Below are 14,949 nucleotides of genomic sequence, written 5' to 3' on the forward strand. Positions count from 1 at the left end.
CTGACGGCGATCCGGCTATCCCTGCCCTGCTCCGCAGGAGTCCGATTCCTCCCCGGCCTGAAGGCCGGGGCATCCTCGGAGGAACCCGGTGAACGCCCAGTCTCTGCGGCGCGCCTTGCCATGCGCGCCAGACGCTGACCACTTCGCTTCGCCCACCGGCTGACTTGCTTCGTTCGCGGTGGGCGCTTCCCCTCATGGGAGACCACCGTAGTGCCCGAATACTCCTTGCCGGGTGACGGCCGTCCGCTGACGACGGTCCTTGCCGCCAACCTCGTTTCGATCTCCGGGAATTGCCTCACGAGCATGGGCGTGCCGTGGTTCGTGCTGCAGAGCACGGGCAGTGCCGCCAGGGCCGGGATCGTTGCGTTCTGCACGCTGCTGCCCGTGGTGCTCGCCGCACTCGTCGGTGGTCCGGTCATCGACCGGATCGGGCGGCGGCGGGTGGCCGTCATGTCGGACCTCGCCTGCGGAGGCGCCGTTGCGGCGATCCCGCTGCTGCGGTTTGCCGGCACCCTGCATTTCTGGATGCTGTGCCTGCTGATGGCGGTGACAGGGCTGTTCCGTGCGCTGGGTGAAACGGCCCGCGGCGTGCTGTTGCCCACACTCGCCGAACGCGCCGGAATGCCACTGACCAGGGCCGCCGGGCTGTATGACGGCGCGTCACGCTGTGCAGCGCTGACCGGATCGGCACTCGGTGGCGTGCTGATCGCCGTGCTCGGAGCCGAGAACGTCCTGTTGGTGGATGCCGCGACCTTCGCCGTGTCCGCGCCGCTGTTCGCGTTCGGGGTGCGCGGCCTGCCCGAGGCGCAGGCGCAGCGGCGGACCGAGCCGACGTCGTTGCGTGCCTACCGTCGTGAACTGGGGGAGGGGTATCGCTTCGTGGTGGCCACGCCGCTGCTGATGAGCCTGTGCCTGATGACGCTGATGACCAGGGGCCTCGACCAGGGGTGGAGTGCCGTGCTCCTCCCCGTGCATGCCCGCGAGGAACTCGGTGGTTCCGTCGATCTGGGGCTGCTGGACGCGACGTTCGGGGTCTGCGCACTCACCGGGGCGCTGGTCTACGGCGCGGTGGGCAGCGCCTTTTGGCGGTGGCCGGTGTTCACGGTCGCGTTTCTCATCGTGGGCCTGCCGCGCTTCGTCGTGGCGGCTTTCACCCACACTTTTGCGCCGTTGGCGGTGATGATGGCGGTTGAGGGTCTCGCCTGCGGTGTGCTCAACCCCATCGTGGCCGCAGTGACGTACGAGACGGTGCCGGAGGAACTGCGCAGCCGCGTGCTCAGTGCGACAACAGCCTCATTCCAGTTGGTCACTCCGCTGGGCGGCCTGGCCGCGGGCTTCCTCGAGGATGCGGTCGGCCTGCCCTCGGCGCTGGTCGCCGTTGCGGTGTGTATCTGCTCGCCACGCTGTGCCCGGTGATCTTCCCGGCCTGGAGACAGATGGACGGCAGCAGTTCCCACGACAGGGCGAAGAGCTCGCTGCCGCAGGGCTCGGGAGCGAAGCGGGCGTAGTCACGACGGTGACCGTCCTTGTGCTGCCAGATGGCCGGGGAGAGGTCTTCAGCCTCGGTGAACCCGCCGTCGGTGAACTCCTGGGGGACCGACGCCACCGCCAACGAGTGGGGACGGTGCTCGTTGCCGAGCGGAGTCGGCGGCAGAGGGTGTCACCCGGTGCCGCTGTTCAGCTGGCGGGGGACGAAGTGTCCAACGACATGGTGCCGAGCAGTCCCCTGGGAGGGCTGCTACCCGCGGATGTCGCCGTGGCCGAGTTGTACGACCCCGTCGACGGGGTCGAGCTGTTTCCTCAGGAGGCCGAGGCCATCGCCGGCGCGGTGGAGAAGCGGCGGCAGGAGTTCGGCTCGGTCCGGCTGTACACGCGCAGGGCGCTGGCGCGGTTCGGTCTGGCGCCCCGGCCGCTCGCGCTCGGTGCGAGCGGCCCGAAGTGGGCCCGCCGGGCACCGCGCTGGCCCGAGGGCGTCGTCGGCAGCATGACCCACTGCGCGGGATACCACGCGGCCGCCGTCGCGCGTGTGGCACGTCCGTCGCGTCACTCGGCGTGGACGGGGAGCCCCACGGACCCGTCGCCGAGGGCGTACGCGAGTTGATCACGCTGGCCCGAGGAGCGGTCCTGGCTGGAGCGGCTCGACGCCACCCACCCCGACGTGCACTGGGACCGTCTGCTGTTCAGCGCCAAGGAGAGCGTGTACAAGGCGTGGTTCCCACTGACCGGACGCTGGCTCGACTTCGGACAGTGCGCGATCACATCCGATCCGGAGCACGGTACGTTCACCGCGGTCCTGAAAGTGCCCGGGCCCGTCGTGGGCGGGGTGCGCCTGGACAGCTTCGACGGGCGGTGGCGGGTGTGTCACGGGCTGGTGGTGACCGCCGTGGTGATCCCCGCGCCTACCAGTGGGCGGGTCGGCTGAGCGTGGGAGGCAGCTCGGTCGCCGCATCTCCCTTGGCGGCGTTCAGCTGTGCCTGGGTGAGGAACAGAGCGCCGGTGAGGTCGGCCCCGCTGAGGTCGGCGTCGCGCAGGTCGGCCCCGATCAGGTCGGCGTCGCGCAGATCGGCCCCGCTGAGATCGGCGGCGACGAGCAGGGCGCCGCGCAGGCTCGCCCCCCTTAGGTCGGCGCCGGCCAGTTTCGCGCCGATCAGGTCGGCTCCGCGGTGGTTCTTCTTGCGACCCGGGACCTGGGCCCGGGCCAGCTCGCTGGCCCGCAGCAGCAGCGTGTTGACCTCGCCACGCAGCGCGTTCACGTCGAGCCCGGTGATCGACTCGGCGCTGCCGCGGGTCAGGCCGTCGATGTGGGCCAGCGCCCGCCGCAACTCCTTGTAGACGGGGCGGGCCGGTGCGAGATCGAGGGCCTCGGTGACGTACCAGAGCAGTTCGTGCAGCTGCCGCATCACCGGGAAGACCGCGAACATGGAGCGCGCCGTCTTCGGCGCCTGACGCCAGTCGGTGCCGCCGAAGGTGATCTGGGACACCTTCTGCCCGGCGCCGAAGCAGTCGAAGACGGTGCAGCCGGGGTAGCCCTTCTCACGCAGTTGCGCGTGGATGCCGCAGCGGAAGTCCGACTGGAGGTTCGAGCACGGCTGTCCGGCCGCTTTGTCGACTGCGAAGTCCGCGGAGCGGGCGAAGGGCAGGGCCACGCAGCACAAGCCGAAACAGCCGGCGCAGTCGGCCTGCAGGTCCTTGCGGTCCTGGGAGGCTCCGCGGCTCGGGGGTGCATTGCGGTCGCGGGACGCCTTGCGGTCCTGGCCCCTTTGGTCCGGCCGGTTCTTCCGGTTCGGCGAGCTCTTTCCCGCCTGCTGCGCCTTGCGGTCCTGGCCGGCGCCGGTACGCTCTGGGCCCTGGTCCGTGGACGCGGCACGCTTACGGCCCTGCGCCGCGGACACCCCCTTGCGCTCGCCCGCCTGGGACGCATGCCCCTGCCCGCCGGCGGCAAGGGACCGCTTGCCTCCTCCCGCGGAGGGGGGCTGCTGGCGGCCCTCGCCTGCTCCGGGGCGCTTACGCCCCCCGGAGGAAGAGGGGGTTCCGTGCTGTGCCGACACCGTGCGTGCTCCTGTTGGGCGATGACCACCGCGTACCGCGGCGCTGTGAGAGCCTCCCATTCTCGCAGACGGCATGCGATACCCCGATCGGCGTCCGGGGCCGCGGACGCCGGGCTTCGGCCGGGCCGGCGCGCCATGCCCGGTCGGGCCCAGGTGCCGGGATGCAGGCGGCGCCCTCAGTCGACGCAGACTGGCGGCCGCCGGTCCTGCCACGGCACCGCCTGCTCCAACTGGGCAGGCACCCTCGGGACCCGGCATCCGCGATGTCGAGGCGCTCGCTGCCTTCCTGGCGCTCTTCAGGGCCGAGATGCGGGTATTGACCTGAGGGATCAAGGGGGTTGATCGTGTCGTCGCCTGATGACAGGTTGCGACGGTGGATCTGGGACTTGCGGGGAAGGCGGCGTTCATCACCGGGAAGCAGCGGCATCGGGTTGGCCATCGGCCGGGCGCTTGAGGAAGAGCGGGCGGCAGTCAGCGTCTGCGGACGGGATCCGATCCCAAAAGGCTGAAGGAGTCAGCGCTGCCGGGTGTCCAGGCGGACGTCGCGGATCCGGACACGCGCTCGCCCTGGCCGTCGACGAGGCCGCGGAGCGGATGGGCGGCCTCGACCTGCTGGTGGCCAATGCCGGGGATGTGGGTGTGTACCTGACGCAAGGGCCGTCGAGGAGGCCGCCCGCCGGCCTTCGACCGCGAGGCCTGCAGCGGCGCAACACCGAAGAACGCTGCATCAATCGCCTCAACAACTTGCGGGGCCCGGCCACCCGCTACGAGAAGACCGCCACCGTCTTCCAGGCGGGACCCCACATCGTTGTTGGCTTCATCCGGTCCGCCCGCTGATCCGAGGGACCCACCGGAGGGCGTCACATCCACGGTTCCTTGCGGGGGTTTTCACCCAACACCTGCGCGGCGGCTACGCAGAGGTCTTCACCGAAGAGCTGGTTGCTGCCGAACTCGGAGCCCCATAGGTCGGTCGCGGCCTGCGCCACGGCGCGCCAACTGAAGTCCTCCTCGACTCGCCACGTGCGAATCTGCACGGCCATCTCCGGGGTGATCGTCGCTGGATCCACATGGTGATGAGTCATTTCATCGATGCTAGGGGCGTCGCGGGTGAGCTGACCATCGGATGACGACCTCGCTTGTCCGGGCCGGCGAGACGAGGAATCTCGCCGGCGTGGGGAACAAGCCCTCGTCAGCCGCGCGGAGCCGACGTCGTGGTCAGGAAGATGGGGTTGGTCAGGGCGGCCATGGGACCGAACAGCAGCGCGTCCCCCATGGTGTTGCCCTGCCCCGGGCTGCCGTCCGCCATCGGGTGGCGCACCTCGGCGCGCACGTACGCCGCTAGTGAAGCCGTCGTCCGCCACACCACCGTGCCGGAGCCGGAGGCGTCCACCGATTCCTGGTGCATCTGGCCCTCGTCGGTGATGAAGCGGACGGTGCCGTGGGGCACGCCCTGGACGTCGAGACGGACATCCACCGGCGCGTCGGCCGGCACGCTGAGCTTCTCGCCGATACCGGCTTGTGCGCCGTGCCCGCTGGCGGTGAACTTCAGCTTGACGGAGGGCGACTCCGCGATCCAGTTACGGCCCGCTCGGATACCGTCCATGATCGAGTCGGTGGCCAGGTCGTCCGCGTACACCACGTTGTGCGGCAGGCCGATGACCTGCGGATCGCTGTGCGCGTCGCTGTTGCCCATGGCCGGCAGCCAGCGCTTGCCGGTGCGGACGGCCTCGCCGAGCTTCTGGTCCCAGGTGCTGACCGCGTGCTCGTCGTCGTAGGTCCACGGGCCGGTCCACACCTCGGTGGCGTCGGCGTCGTCGAAACCGAACTTCCACTGGCAGGCCACGTACGCGCAGTACATGTGCGCGGGGACCACGAGGCCGCCGCCGCGGCGCACCTGGCGCGCGAAGCGGCCGAAGGCGTCGTCGCGCGAGCGGTAGCGCCAGTCGATCCACTCGCCGGGAGGCAGTCCGAGGGCCAGCCAGTGCCCGTTGCGGGTGGTGACTTCCTCACCCGTGATGATCAGCAGGTCCGATCCGGCGTACTCGCCCCACACGCCGTGCGAGGCCGGGGTGTTGTGGTCGGTGGAGACGATGAAGTCCAGCCCGGCGGCACGGGCGCCGGCCGCGACCTCACTCGGCAGGCGCTTGCCGTCGGAGTAGACGGTGTGCAGATGGCAGTCGCCGCGGTACCAGTCGCGGCCGCGCCCCTTGGCCCGCTGCGGCGGGTACTTGTTCACGTGGGCGGGACCGGGCTCGCCGTAGGTCAGGGTCACCTGGACCCGGTAGTTCATGCCCTGCGGCGCCACCTGGTACGGCCCGAGCACGACGTGCCAGGTGCCGGCGCCGACCGGGCCGGGCAGGTACCCCGGCGTGGCATCACTGTTGGAGATCTCGAACGAGGTGCGGAAACCCCCGGACCAGCCGCGGAAACCACGGCCGCCGAGCGCGATGCCCCGCTCGTCGAACACGCCGATGTCGCAGGAGTTGCCTGGCGTGCCGGCAGGGACGGCCGGCTTGTCGTAGGAGTACGAGACGGCGATCTTCTGCACGCCCTCGGGCACTTCGACGGGCAGGTAGACGAAGTCCGCGGCCCCGGTCTCCAGGAACCCGGTGATGACGCGGGTGACCTCGGAACCGGCCGGCGGGGTGCCGCCGGAGGAGCCGTCGGCGGCCTGCGCGAAGGAGACCGGGGCGAGGGTCAGGGCGGCCGCTCCGGCCACCCCAGCGGCAAGCAGCCGCCGCCGTCCCAGTCCAGCACCCGAGTCGTCGCCGTGCGTGGCGTCGGGTGCGAGGGAATCCGCGTTGTGTTCGCAGTGTCCGTCAAGGCACATGTCGTCCTCAGCAAGGTCGGTGGGTGCACGATGCATGCACCGGAAGCCCTCAGACCCTGATCCGGTTTGGTGGACGGCGGGTGAGACCGGACTGAAGGGTTTGCGGCACGCGGGCGTCGGGCTGCCTTCCGCGCGCCGGGCACCTGCCTCGGAAACGCTGTGAGCAGCCAGCCGGTCGACTCCAAGGGCTTGCGCTGGGGGAGCGGACCCGCTCTCGCCGCATGATCAGGCAACCCGGCGCATGCTCCGGATCACCGGATCACCCCCGCCGCGGATCCGCCTGCGCTACTTGACCAGCCGGAAGCCGGGCTGCCTGGCCCATGCCCGCAGGAACTCCGCCGTGCCCAGCACCGTCCACTCGTCGTCCGTGATGCCCAGCACCCCCCGAAGGCCCGCGACGACCGACGCCTGTCCGTCCAGCAGATCGGCCTTGGCCACACCCCCGATGACGTCCATGACGGTCGCCGTCAGCAGGGCCGTGGCCACATGGTCGATCCCACGACTGCAGCAGGCGCTGACATTGACGGCATGGGTCGGCCTGAAGCCGAGTACGGCCTCCACCTCGGACTCGTCCGCGTGCTCGGCCTCGAAGACGTCCTCGTCACCGGCACCCGGCCCCATCAGGTAGACCAGGAAAGGCCGACGCCAGTCCTCGCGCTGCGGATTGAATCCCACCAGAGCGGCGAGTTGGTCATCCACTGACGTGTTGCCGAGGAGGGACAGAGGGAAAGGCTTTCGCCAGTCCTCCTCTCGCCTGTCCTCGACGCCGAGTCGCTCAGCGGGCACGTTGACGTCGAAGAACCCGGGTCGCTTCTCCTCGAAGTGGGCGGAGAGTTCCATCATCAACGCGCGGAACTCCCGCAGCGTGGCCGGAGGGACGGGCTCCGCCAACTCGATCACCAGCGTCGGACCAGACATGCCGGGAGCCTAGGGCCATGATCCGCTCCGCCGCCGCTCAATACCTCCCGTACCGACTCACTTCCCGTACCGGATCCAAGCGCTCCGAGCACCGCCACCGCAGACCCTGCTGTGCGATTGACCCTGAGCATGGCCGGGCCCCGTTCGAGGGCGGGCCGACATCTGTCGTGCCGGACGCGGCCGCGTTGTCGCGACGGCCCCTGCACCGTTAGCGTGCCGGGATGGAGATCCGAGTGGGGCAGGTGGTGGTCCACTGCGTGGAGCACGGGACCGGCCGACCCGTGCTGGTACTCCACGGCGCCGGAGTCGACCACCGCGAGGCCGAGGCTTGCTTCGAGCCGGCTCTCGACGGCGTTGCGGGGCTGCGGCGGATCTATCCCGACCTCCCCGGAACGGGCCGGACCATCGCCCCCGAGACGCTGCGCAGCGCCGACGACGTCCTCGACACACTGCTCGACTTCGCCGACGAGGTGACGGGCGGGAGTGCGCACCTCCTCATCGGTCACTCGGCGGGCGCGTACTACGCGCAGGCGATGGCCGCGAGGCGCCCGGCGCAAGTCGCTGGTCTCGCGCTCGTCTGTCCGTTGTTGCCAGGACTGCGCGATGTACCCGGGCACCGCGTGGTCGCCGGATCGGGTGCGATCGGTGACGACGTCTTCCGGAGCTACTTCGTGATCCAGACCCCGGAGATGCTCGAACGGTACGAACGCTACGTGGCCCCAGCCGCAGCACTCGTCGACCAGGCAGCGCTCGAGCGAATCGGCGAACGGTGGGCGCTCACCTTCGATCACGCGCCGGCTTACGCGGGTCCGACCGTGGTCGTGGCGGGGCGGCTGGACTCCACGGTCGGGTATGCCGCCGCTGCCGACCTCGTGGGCCACTACCCGCACGCCTCGCTCGCTGTGGTCGACGACGCGGGACACGCCCTGCCCCACGAGCAACCCGCACTCCTGCGCGCCCTCCTCGCGGAGTGGCTCGTACGCGTCGAGCGCTGGTCCGGCTGCGGAGCCGGCGCGGAAGGCTCGGCACGTTGACCGGGGGCGCGTGTCCCGTACCGGGACCTTGGGCACCGCCACGGTGATCGGCCTGGCCCGATCGTAGGCGGGACTTGGCGCTTCCTCTACGCCCTGCCAGAGGACGGCAGCCGACCGTTCGTCGCGGACGCGGCCTCGACCGGTACGAGGCCCCGGCCGGGAGGCAGGGCACGGGAGCGGGCAGGTAAATCGTGGGCAGGAAACGGCCCGGTGCGCACGCCGGTTGGTCGCGTCGTTACCGTCGGCGAACTGCCGCAGCACTTCGCGCAGCTCTGCGACGAGGCGGTTCCCACGACACGGACCGCAAGGAGTCTCAACTGGCCTACGCAGGGCAGTTGGCAGCACAGCCCGCCGACGCCTACCTTCCCATCGGCCTGAACGTTCGCCCCACTGCCACACCAGCCGAAGTACTCCAGGCCGTCACCGCCTGCGGCGGATTGCTCAGCAGCGCCCTGACCGCAGCCAAGCCGACCCTGAGGGCCTGGCACTGGGGCCCGTGCGACCCCGAAGGGTTCGCGGCGATGGGCGTCGCCTAAACCCTGCTGCACCCCTACGACATCACGCAGGGATTGTCCGTGGACTGGCTGCCACCAGCACCGCTGAGCGCAGCAGTACTCAACCGGCTCTTCCCCGCCGCCCCGCCCGGAGACCCCACCCCAGGTACTCCTCTGGTGCACCGGCCGCGGAGAACTCGACGGCCTGGCTCGCCAAACCTCATAGAGGTGGGAAACAGCACGATCGGACTGATCGGGCTGACCCGGCGAACGCTCCCGGTCACAGTACTGGGTACGCGCCACGGCGATCGGAGCGAACTACCCTGGCACCACCTCAGGCATGCGGGGAATGACCTGCCACGGCAGCGACGGCCGTGGCGAACGGCACGAGGGCGATCCGCCGCCTCACGTCGTCCCTTCCGGGCGGCTGATCGGCGTGATCGGCGCGGGATCGGTGAGGTTTTCGGGCGCCGTTGTCCACTCGATGCCGCCTCGCCGCGGGGCCAGCCAGGCGACCGGCGCCGGCGCCGTGCCCTCCGGTGCGATGGCGCGGAGAATTCCTCGCCGTCCTGTCGCGGAGTCCGTCACCAGGTGGCCGAGCCATGGATGGGAGCGATGCATCAAGCCCGTCGAGGTCACGGCCGCTCCGCGCGAGAAGCCGCTGCCTGTGCCGTTTGAGGAGGAGGTGAGGAGCGATGTGTGGGGGGACATGGTGGTTGCCTTCCCTGCGAGGCCGGGGCCGCGAGGATGTGGAGCTGCGGCAATGCCTTCCCGACAGGCATGTTCGATTTGACGTGCGCCCTCGACGTTCGGTGGCGACAACTCTGTGGATGTGGCTGGTCGTTGACGATGGGGGTCTGAGCGTCCGGCTGAAATGCTCACACATGTAACTATGCTCGCAGTCGACTTCACGCTGCAACTGCTTCCCTGATAATTTCAGCCAGGCGGTATCCAGCTGGTGTCATCATCAAGTCGCCGTGGAGCGCGTCAGAGTGACGTGCTGTCAGGGATTGGGGTTTGCGTGATGGAGGGTCGTTCGGGGGCGGGGACCAACGCGCCAACGGTTCTTCGGATGATCCTCGGCCGGCGGCTGCGGGAGCGGCGGCAGAGCGCCGACGTGTCGCTCGAGGACGCTGCCAAGGCCCTGCGGGTGAAGCCGCTGACGGTCCGGCGCCTGGAAAAGGCAGAGGTCGCTCTCAAGCCGCTGTACGTGGAGAGGTTGCTGGAGGCCTACGGAGCCGACCGGCAGGAGATCGACGAGTTCGTCGCGCTGGCCGAGCGGGCCAACGAACCGGGCTGGTGGCACGACTACCGCGACGTGCTGCCCAGCTGGTTTTCGGCCTACGTCAGCCTGGAGACCAGCGCCACGACGCTGCGTACCTATGAGCCGCACTACGTCACCGGGCTCCTGCAGACGTACGACTACGCGCGCGCCGTCCTGCGCGGCGGCTTTCCCAATGATTCCGAGGAAGACCTGGAGCGGCGCGTCCAGCTGCGGCTGCGCCGGCAGGAACTGCTGGAGAGCAAGGAGGCTCCCACGCTGTGGGTGGTGATGGAGGAGGCCGTCCTGCACCGCGTCGTCGGCGGGGCAGAGGTGATGCGAGCGCAGATCGACCGGCTCCTCGAAGCATCGGAGCTGGAACACGTCAGCATCGACGTCGTTCCGTTCTCCGCAGGCGCCCATGTCGGCGCGTGCGCCCCCTTCACCTACTTCCGGTTCGCGGAGCCGGAGCTGCCCGACGTCGTCTACAGCGAGGTCCTCACCGCCTCCATGTACCTGGACCAGCGCTCGGATGTCGCCGCCCATCTGGAAGCCCACAACCGGATGGCGCTGCTGACCTCCTCCGCGGACAGCCGGGCGCTGTTGCAACACATGCGCAAGGAGTACTCATGACCGCAAGCCATGGCAGTGTCTACAACGGGATGCCTGCTTCCGACCTTGGTGAGCACGGCTGGGAGTGCCCGTGGAGCGGGCCCAACGGGGGTCAGTGCGTGGAGACGAAGCAACTCGCCGACGGCCGCATCGCCCTGCGCCAGTCGACCGATCCCTCGGGGCCCGCGCTGATTTACACCACCGAGGAGATCAGCGCATTCCTCGAGGGAGTCAAGAAGGGCCTCGCCGATCATCTGACGGCCGGCTGAACCTCAGCGCGATCGGGAGAAGGCGCCGCCACGAGGTCGCCCGCCCCGGCTCTGTACGCCACGCAACTATGGAAGGGAACAGCATGAGCAGCACGCCGGCCTCGCGGGACATCGACACGAGCAGGCCTCACTCCGCACGCATGTACGACTACTACCTCGGCGGCAAGGACCACTTCGAGGTGGACAAGCAGGCAGCCGAGACGGTCGCGGCCGTCTATCCCGGCATCTTCGTGTGCGCGCGTGAGAACCGGTCTTTCATGCACCGGGCGACTCGGGTCCTTGCCCGCGAGCACGGCATCCGCCAGTGGCTGGACATCGGCACCGGTATCCCCACCGAGCCGAACCTGCACCAGGTGGCCCAGTCCGTCGTCCCTGACGCCCGGGTCGTCTATGCCGACAACGACCCGCTCGTGCTGAAGTACGCCGAGCGCCTGATGCGTAGCACGTCCCAGGGCCGCACCGCATACATCGAGGCTGACGTCAAAGACCCCACGTTTCTGCTGAACGCCCCGATCCTCTCCGAGGTGTTGAACCTCAACGAGCCGGTGGCGCTGTCCCTCAACGCCCTGATGCACTTCATCACCGACGAGCAGGACCCGTACGGGATCGTCAACCGTCTGCTCGACGCCCTGCCCTCCGGCAGCGCTCTGGCACTGAGCCACTGCACGCCCGACCTCGATCCGCCCACCTGGCAGAAGGTCACCGACGTCTACACCAACGCGGGCACGCCCGTGCAGTTCCGCTCCCGCGCCGACGTCGCGCGTTTCTTCGACGGTCTGGAACTGCTCGACCCCGGCATCACGATGGGTCACCGCTGGCGCCCCGACCTTTCGAGCGCAGACGCCGCAGCGGCTGAGCCGCCCACGGACGCCCAGGTCAGCCTGTGGACGGGTGTGGGCATCAAGCCCTAGTTCTCCAGCATCCCTTCGTCTCCTGAGCTGGTTCCTCGGCAAGGGCAGCGCCGGGCGGTCGCCCGGCGGTGTCGGCGCCGGGCGGGACCAGTTCAGTGGGTGCTCCCGAGGGGCGTGCCGGGTACTGCGCCGGGGCAGGACAGTGCGGCCTCACCCCGGGAACGAGCCCCGTCAGGGCTTTTCGGGCTTGCGGGCCAACAGGCAGGCGTGCGGTCTGTTCACCCGTCCGCCAGGCTCCTGCTCCAGCCTCGCGGTGACGACGAGACCGGCCTGCTCCAGCAGGCCGACCATGCGGTCCAGGGGCAGGAGATACGACTCGTAGGACACCGGACGGCCATAGCCCTGGGTGGGCTGCAGCCGCTCATCGCCGACATAGTCTCCCCAGAGCAGGTAGCCGCCGGGCGCGAGCGTACGGTGGAACTCGGCGAACACCGTCGGCAGCCACTGCGGGGGCATGTGGTGGGTGGCGTACCAGGCCAGGATGCCGCCGAGCTCGTCGTCCCTCATCTCCAGCGCGGTCATCGAGCCTTCGGTGAACCGCAGGTTCGGATAGACGCGCCGGGCCAGAGCGATCATCTTCGGCGACAGATCGACGCCGAAGACGGACACCCCCAGCCCGGCCAGGTGCGCCGTCACGCGGCCGGGGCCGCACCCCAGGTCCGCGACCGGCCCCAGACCGGCCGTCCGCACGAGTTCGGCGAACCCCGCCAGCATCGCACGTGACAGCGGGTCCATCTCGGCTGGAGGCGGGACACGTTCGACGTAGTCGGCGGCGACCGTGTCGTACGACTCGCGGACGGCGGTCAGAAAGGAGGGCTCAGCCATGCCGGCGACCCTAGACCAGGTAACTGACAGACCAAGGCACGACCTTCAGCTGACCTGCGCGACATACACCGCTGCCGACACCCAGCCGTCACACCACGCCCGGTGATCGTTTGCGGTCACGGCACTATTAGGACTCCGTTGGGAGACCGTCTTCCCCACCGAGCCGGCAACTGGAAGCCGGTCAGTGCACGCGATCCCCGCACTCCGCCGGAAACAGAATGGCACCTGGCGGCAGTTCGCACGGATGCCGGGCGATCACCCGCAGGCATGCTTCCGGAGAGCCCTCCGCGGGCGGGTATTCGAGGGTGATTTCGCTCAGCACGGTGACGGCGCCAGCGAGATGCATTTCCGCCGCGTGCACGCCGTCGGGGAGAGAGCCGGCCAAGATGCCGAAGGCCGCCGTGTCGCCGCCGTCGGCCACACACTCGCGGATCTCGAATCGCCAGTGCGCGGCCGCGTCGGCCAGCAATGACTTGCCCCTCTTGCCCAGCCCGACAAGGAAATCGGTGCGGGCTCGCAGATGGCGGGCGATGGCACAGCAGATGGGAACCGCGATGCCGTCAGGAGCCACCACCCGCGTGTACCCGGCATGCGGATAGCACGACAGAGCCTCGGCAAGCAGCCCCAACGCGGTGTCCCTGGCCGCCGGGTGACCCTGCTGGGCGATGTCCAGAAGCAGCGGGGCCGCAACCACAGCGGCTGGGAACACGGCGGCATTGTGACCATGAACGATTCCACCGCCGCCGAGCCGCGAGCCGGCGTCCGCCGCCTGTACCAGGTTTGCCGCCTCGGCCAAGGCACGGAGACCACGGGCGACACGATCCGGTTCATACCAGGCGGAATGGCCCGGTATGGAACCCCAGTCCACCGCGTCGATCTCATCCAGCACGGCAGCATCCTCGCACGCGGCCGCTCATGACGTTCGCCGAGCTGAAGTAGCATGGCCTGTGCGACAAACCCGCGGTGCTGCTGAACATGACGGGCTGCTGCGACGGGTTGGTCCTCCAGCTCCGACACAGGGACGAGCAGGGTTTCCTGCCGTTGCCCCTCGCCGAGCTGCTCCTCGTCGCCGACACCAGCACCAGCGCACGGGCATGCCTGGAAAAGCACCTCGGGATCGAAGACGAAACCGTGGCAGCGCCCCACCCCGCCGCCTCAGGCCTCGCGCGCGCTCCACCATCGATGCTCCAAATCGAGGGCCCCGCACGGACCACCCCATGCTCGCGACTCGACGACGCCGGACTGACCGAGCCTGATCATCGCCGCCGTGGGCGACAGGCCCGCCGAGCGGGTGGTCGCGGCTCGGTGGGCGTGCCCGTGACTTCCGCATCCGCGTGAGGTTAGGATCGCCCGCCGACCTGCGGGAAGTCCCCAACGGGCGGCTTCCAGGAGGTGTGGGGTGGGAAGGGCTGCAGCGGCGCTGGGCGGGCTGACCCGGTGGACGTGCGGTGTGCTCGCCGCGTACGCGATGCTGTCCGCGGCTGCCGGGGTGGCGGCATGGCACAAGTACCAAGTGCTGCACGCACCGCCACTGCCGGCTCAGCCGGACGGCAGCGAGGCGCTGCCGCTGCTCAACGCCGACATGTGGTTCGGGAATCTGAGGGGCTGGTGGAACGGCGCCACCCTCGTGACCGTGCTGGTCTTCAGCGTCTGGATGTCCCGCATGCGCGACCTCGCGGAGCTGGTCTGGCCCGAGGGGCAGCGTCGCCGGCGCGCCTGGTTGTTCTTCGGCTGGGTGGTTCCCGTTGCCGATGTATTCGTGCTGAAGATGTTCGTCAACGACCTGTGGGCCGCCGCCCGGCCGGTGTCGCGGCGTGAGCGCGGCCATCCCCTGCTTACCTGCTGGTGGCTCTCCGTCCTCGCCGCGGGCGCCGCGGGCGCCGACGCACTGTCCGCGCTGAAGCACGCACACACTGCCGACCAGACCAGCCAGGCGTTGCAGCGGGTCATGGAAAGCGATCTCCTGTACGTCTGCGCTGCCGCTCTGTCCGCCGCTGTCGTCTGGCGGCTCAGCGGCATGCTGAAGCAAGCCGTGCGGGTCTCCCTGCCGTCGTAGGCGCCTGTGCCGGGAAGGCACGCACGGGCGGGTGACCGCACCTCAACGCCGTCTCCGGGTTCTCCACCCGCTTCGGCGTCGCCCACAGGGATCACCGGTTCCTCCGAGGATGCCCCGGCCTTCAGGCCGGGGAGGAATCGGACTCCTGCGGAGCAGGGCAGGGACAGCCGGATCGCCGTCAGGGCGATCCG

At 69.6% G+C, this 14,949-nt stretch carries 14 protein-coding genes and 2 pseudogenes; 10 read left to right on the plus strand and 6 right to left on the minus strand.

Going from position 1 to position 14,949, the window contains the following annotated elements:
• The first annotated feature begins 210 nt into the window (after nucleotides 1–210).
• The 3 genes and pseudogenes from ACIBJF_RS47475 to ACIBJF_RS47485 all read left to right on the plus strand — a co-directional run.
• Nucleotides 211–1,508 (plus strand): annotated as a pseudogene (locus tag ACIBJF_RS47475) (MFS transporter).
• A 188-nt stretch (nucleotides 1,509–1,696) separates the two neighbouring features.
• Nucleotides 1,697–2,101 carry a hypothetical protein gene (locus tag ACIBJF_RS47480; protein WP_399183965.1) on the plus strand — a complete coding sequence of 135 codons (405 nt, stop codon included), beginning with the start codon at nucleotides 1,697–1,699 and terminating at the stop codon, nucleotides 2,099–2,101.
• An 18-nt stretch (nucleotides 2,102–2,119) separates the two neighbouring features.
• Nucleotides 2,120–2,422 (plus strand): annotated as a pseudogene (locus tag ACIBJF_RS47485) (4'-phosphopantetheinyl transferase superfamily protein); the annotation flags it as partial.
• Here the strand turns inward: ACIBJF_RS47485 and ACIBJF_RS47490 are convergent.
• Entirely contained in the window at nucleotides 2,400–3,185 is a 786-nt protein-coding gene (locus ACIBJF_RS47490) for a pentapeptide repeat-containing protein (RefSeq protein ID WP_399183987.1), read from the minus strand. The pseudogene ACIBJF_RS47485 and the gene ACIBJF_RS47490 sit on opposite strands and share 23 nt — an antisense overlap.
• 957 nt (nucleotides 3,186–4,142) lie before the next feature.
• On the opposite strand from ACIBJF_RS47490, the gene ACIBJF_RS47495 reads away from it, so the two are divergent.
• On the plus strand, nucleotides 4,143–4,385 hold the full coding sequence (locus tag ACIBJF_RS47495) for a hypothetical protein (RefSeq protein ID WP_399183967.1): 243 nt from the start codon (nucleotides 4,143–4,145) through the stop codon (nucleotides 4,383–4,385).
• A gap of 23 nt (nucleotides 4,386–4,408) precedes the next feature.
• Here the strand turns inward: ACIBJF_RS47495 and ACIBJF_RS47500 are convergent, their stop codons facing one another.
• The 3 genes from ACIBJF_RS47500 to ACIBJF_RS47510 form a co-directional block, all read right to left on the minus strand.
• The gene (locus ACIBJF_RS47500) at nucleotides 4,409–4,630 is read right to left on the minus strand and encodes a hypothetical protein (RefSeq protein ID WP_399183968.1); all 222 of its coding nucleotides are present in this window, start codon (nucleotides 4,628–4,630) and stop codon (nucleotides 4,409–4,411) included.
• A 107-nt stretch (nucleotides 4,631–4,737) separates the two neighbouring features.
• Nucleotides 4,738–6,414: a CehA/McbA family metallohydrolase gene (locus ACIBJF_RS47505; protein WP_399183970.1), complete on the minus strand. Its 1,677-nt coding sequence runs from the start codon at nucleotides 6,412–6,414 to the stop codon at nucleotides 4,738–4,740.
• A 249-nt stretch (nucleotides 6,415–6,663) separates the two neighbouring features.
• Nucleotides 6,664–7,296, minus strand: coding sequence for a DUF6368 family protein (locus ACIBJF_RS47510; RefSeq protein ID WP_399183972.1), 633 nt, complete (start codon nucleotides 7,294–7,296; stop codon nucleotides 6,664–6,666).
• Between the two features lie 221 nt (nucleotides 7,297–7,517).
• Between ACIBJF_RS47510 and ACIBJF_RS47515 the strand changes: the two genes are divergently transcribed.
• The 5 genes from ACIBJF_RS47515 (at nucleotide 7,518) to ACIBJF_RS47535 (ending at nucleotide 11,877) form a co-directional block, all read left to right on the plus strand.
• Nucleotides 7,518–8,330 (plus strand): alpha/beta fold hydrolase, encoded by an 813-nt coding sequence (locus ACIBJF_RS47515; protein ID WP_399183975.1) that lies wholly within the window; start codon nucleotides 7,518–7,520, stop codon nucleotides 8,328–8,330.
• A gap of 335 nt (nucleotides 8,331–8,665) precedes the next feature.
• Nucleotides 8,666–8,866 carry a hypothetical protein gene (locus ACIBJF_RS47520; protein ID WP_399183977.1) on the plus strand — a complete coding sequence of 67 codons (201 nt, stop codon included), beginning with the start codon at nucleotides 8,666–8,668 and terminating at the stop codon, nucleotides 8,864–8,866.
• Nucleotides 8,867–9,845: 979 nt separating this feature from the next.
• Nucleotides 9,846–10,718, plus strand: a complete 873-nt coding sequence (locus ACIBJF_RS47525) for a helix-turn-helix domain-containing protein (protein ID WP_399183978.1) — start codon at nucleotides 9,846–9,848, stop codon at nucleotides 10,716–10,718.
• Nucleotides 10,715–10,966, plus strand: coding sequence for a DUF397 domain-containing protein (locus ACIBJF_RS47530; protein WP_153537780.1), 252 nt, complete (start codon nucleotides 10,715–10,717; stop codon nucleotides 10,964–10,966). Before ACIBJF_RS47525 ends, ACIBJF_RS47530 begins: the two co-directional genes overlap by 4 nt.
• 83 nt (nucleotides 10,967–11,049) lie before the next feature.
• Nucleotides 11,050–11,877 carry an SAM-dependent methyltransferase gene (locus ACIBJF_RS47535; RefSeq protein WP_399183980.1) on the plus strand — a complete coding sequence of 276 codons (828 nt, stop codon included), beginning with the start codon at nucleotides 11,050–11,052 and terminating at the stop codon, nucleotides 11,875–11,877.
• A gap of 171 nt (nucleotides 11,878–12,048) precedes the next feature.
• Here ACIBJF_RS47535 and ACIBJF_RS47540 read toward each other — a convergent pair whose 3' ends face one another.
• A complete protein-coding gene (locus ACIBJF_RS47540; protein ID WP_399183982.1) occupies nucleotides 12,049–12,702 on the minus strand; it encodes a class I SAM-dependent methyltransferase in 654 nt (217 codons plus the stop codon).
• A gap of 181 nt (nucleotides 12,703–12,883) precedes the next feature.
• The gene (locus ACIBJF_RS47545) at nucleotides 12,884–13,591 is read right to left on the minus strand and encodes a hypothetical protein (protein WP_399183984.1); all 708 of its coding nucleotides are present in this window, start codon (nucleotides 13,589–13,591) and stop codon (nucleotides 12,884–12,886) included.
• 510 nt (nucleotides 13,592–14,101) lie between these two features.
• Between ACIBJF_RS47545 and ACIBJF_RS47550 the strand changes: the two genes are divergently transcribed.
• Complete coding sequence (locus ACIBJF_RS47550; protein ID WP_399183985.1) at nucleotides 14,102–14,758, plus strand: DUF4328 domain-containing protein; 657 nt, start codon at nucleotides 14,102–14,104, stop codon at nucleotides 14,756–14,758.
• Nucleotides 14,759–14,949 lie beyond the last annotated feature (191 nt).

Source organism: Streptomyces sp. NPDC050743, assembly GCF_044456925.1.
GTDB lineage: Bacteria > Actinomycetota > Actinomycetes > Streptomycetales > Streptomycetaceae > Streptomyces.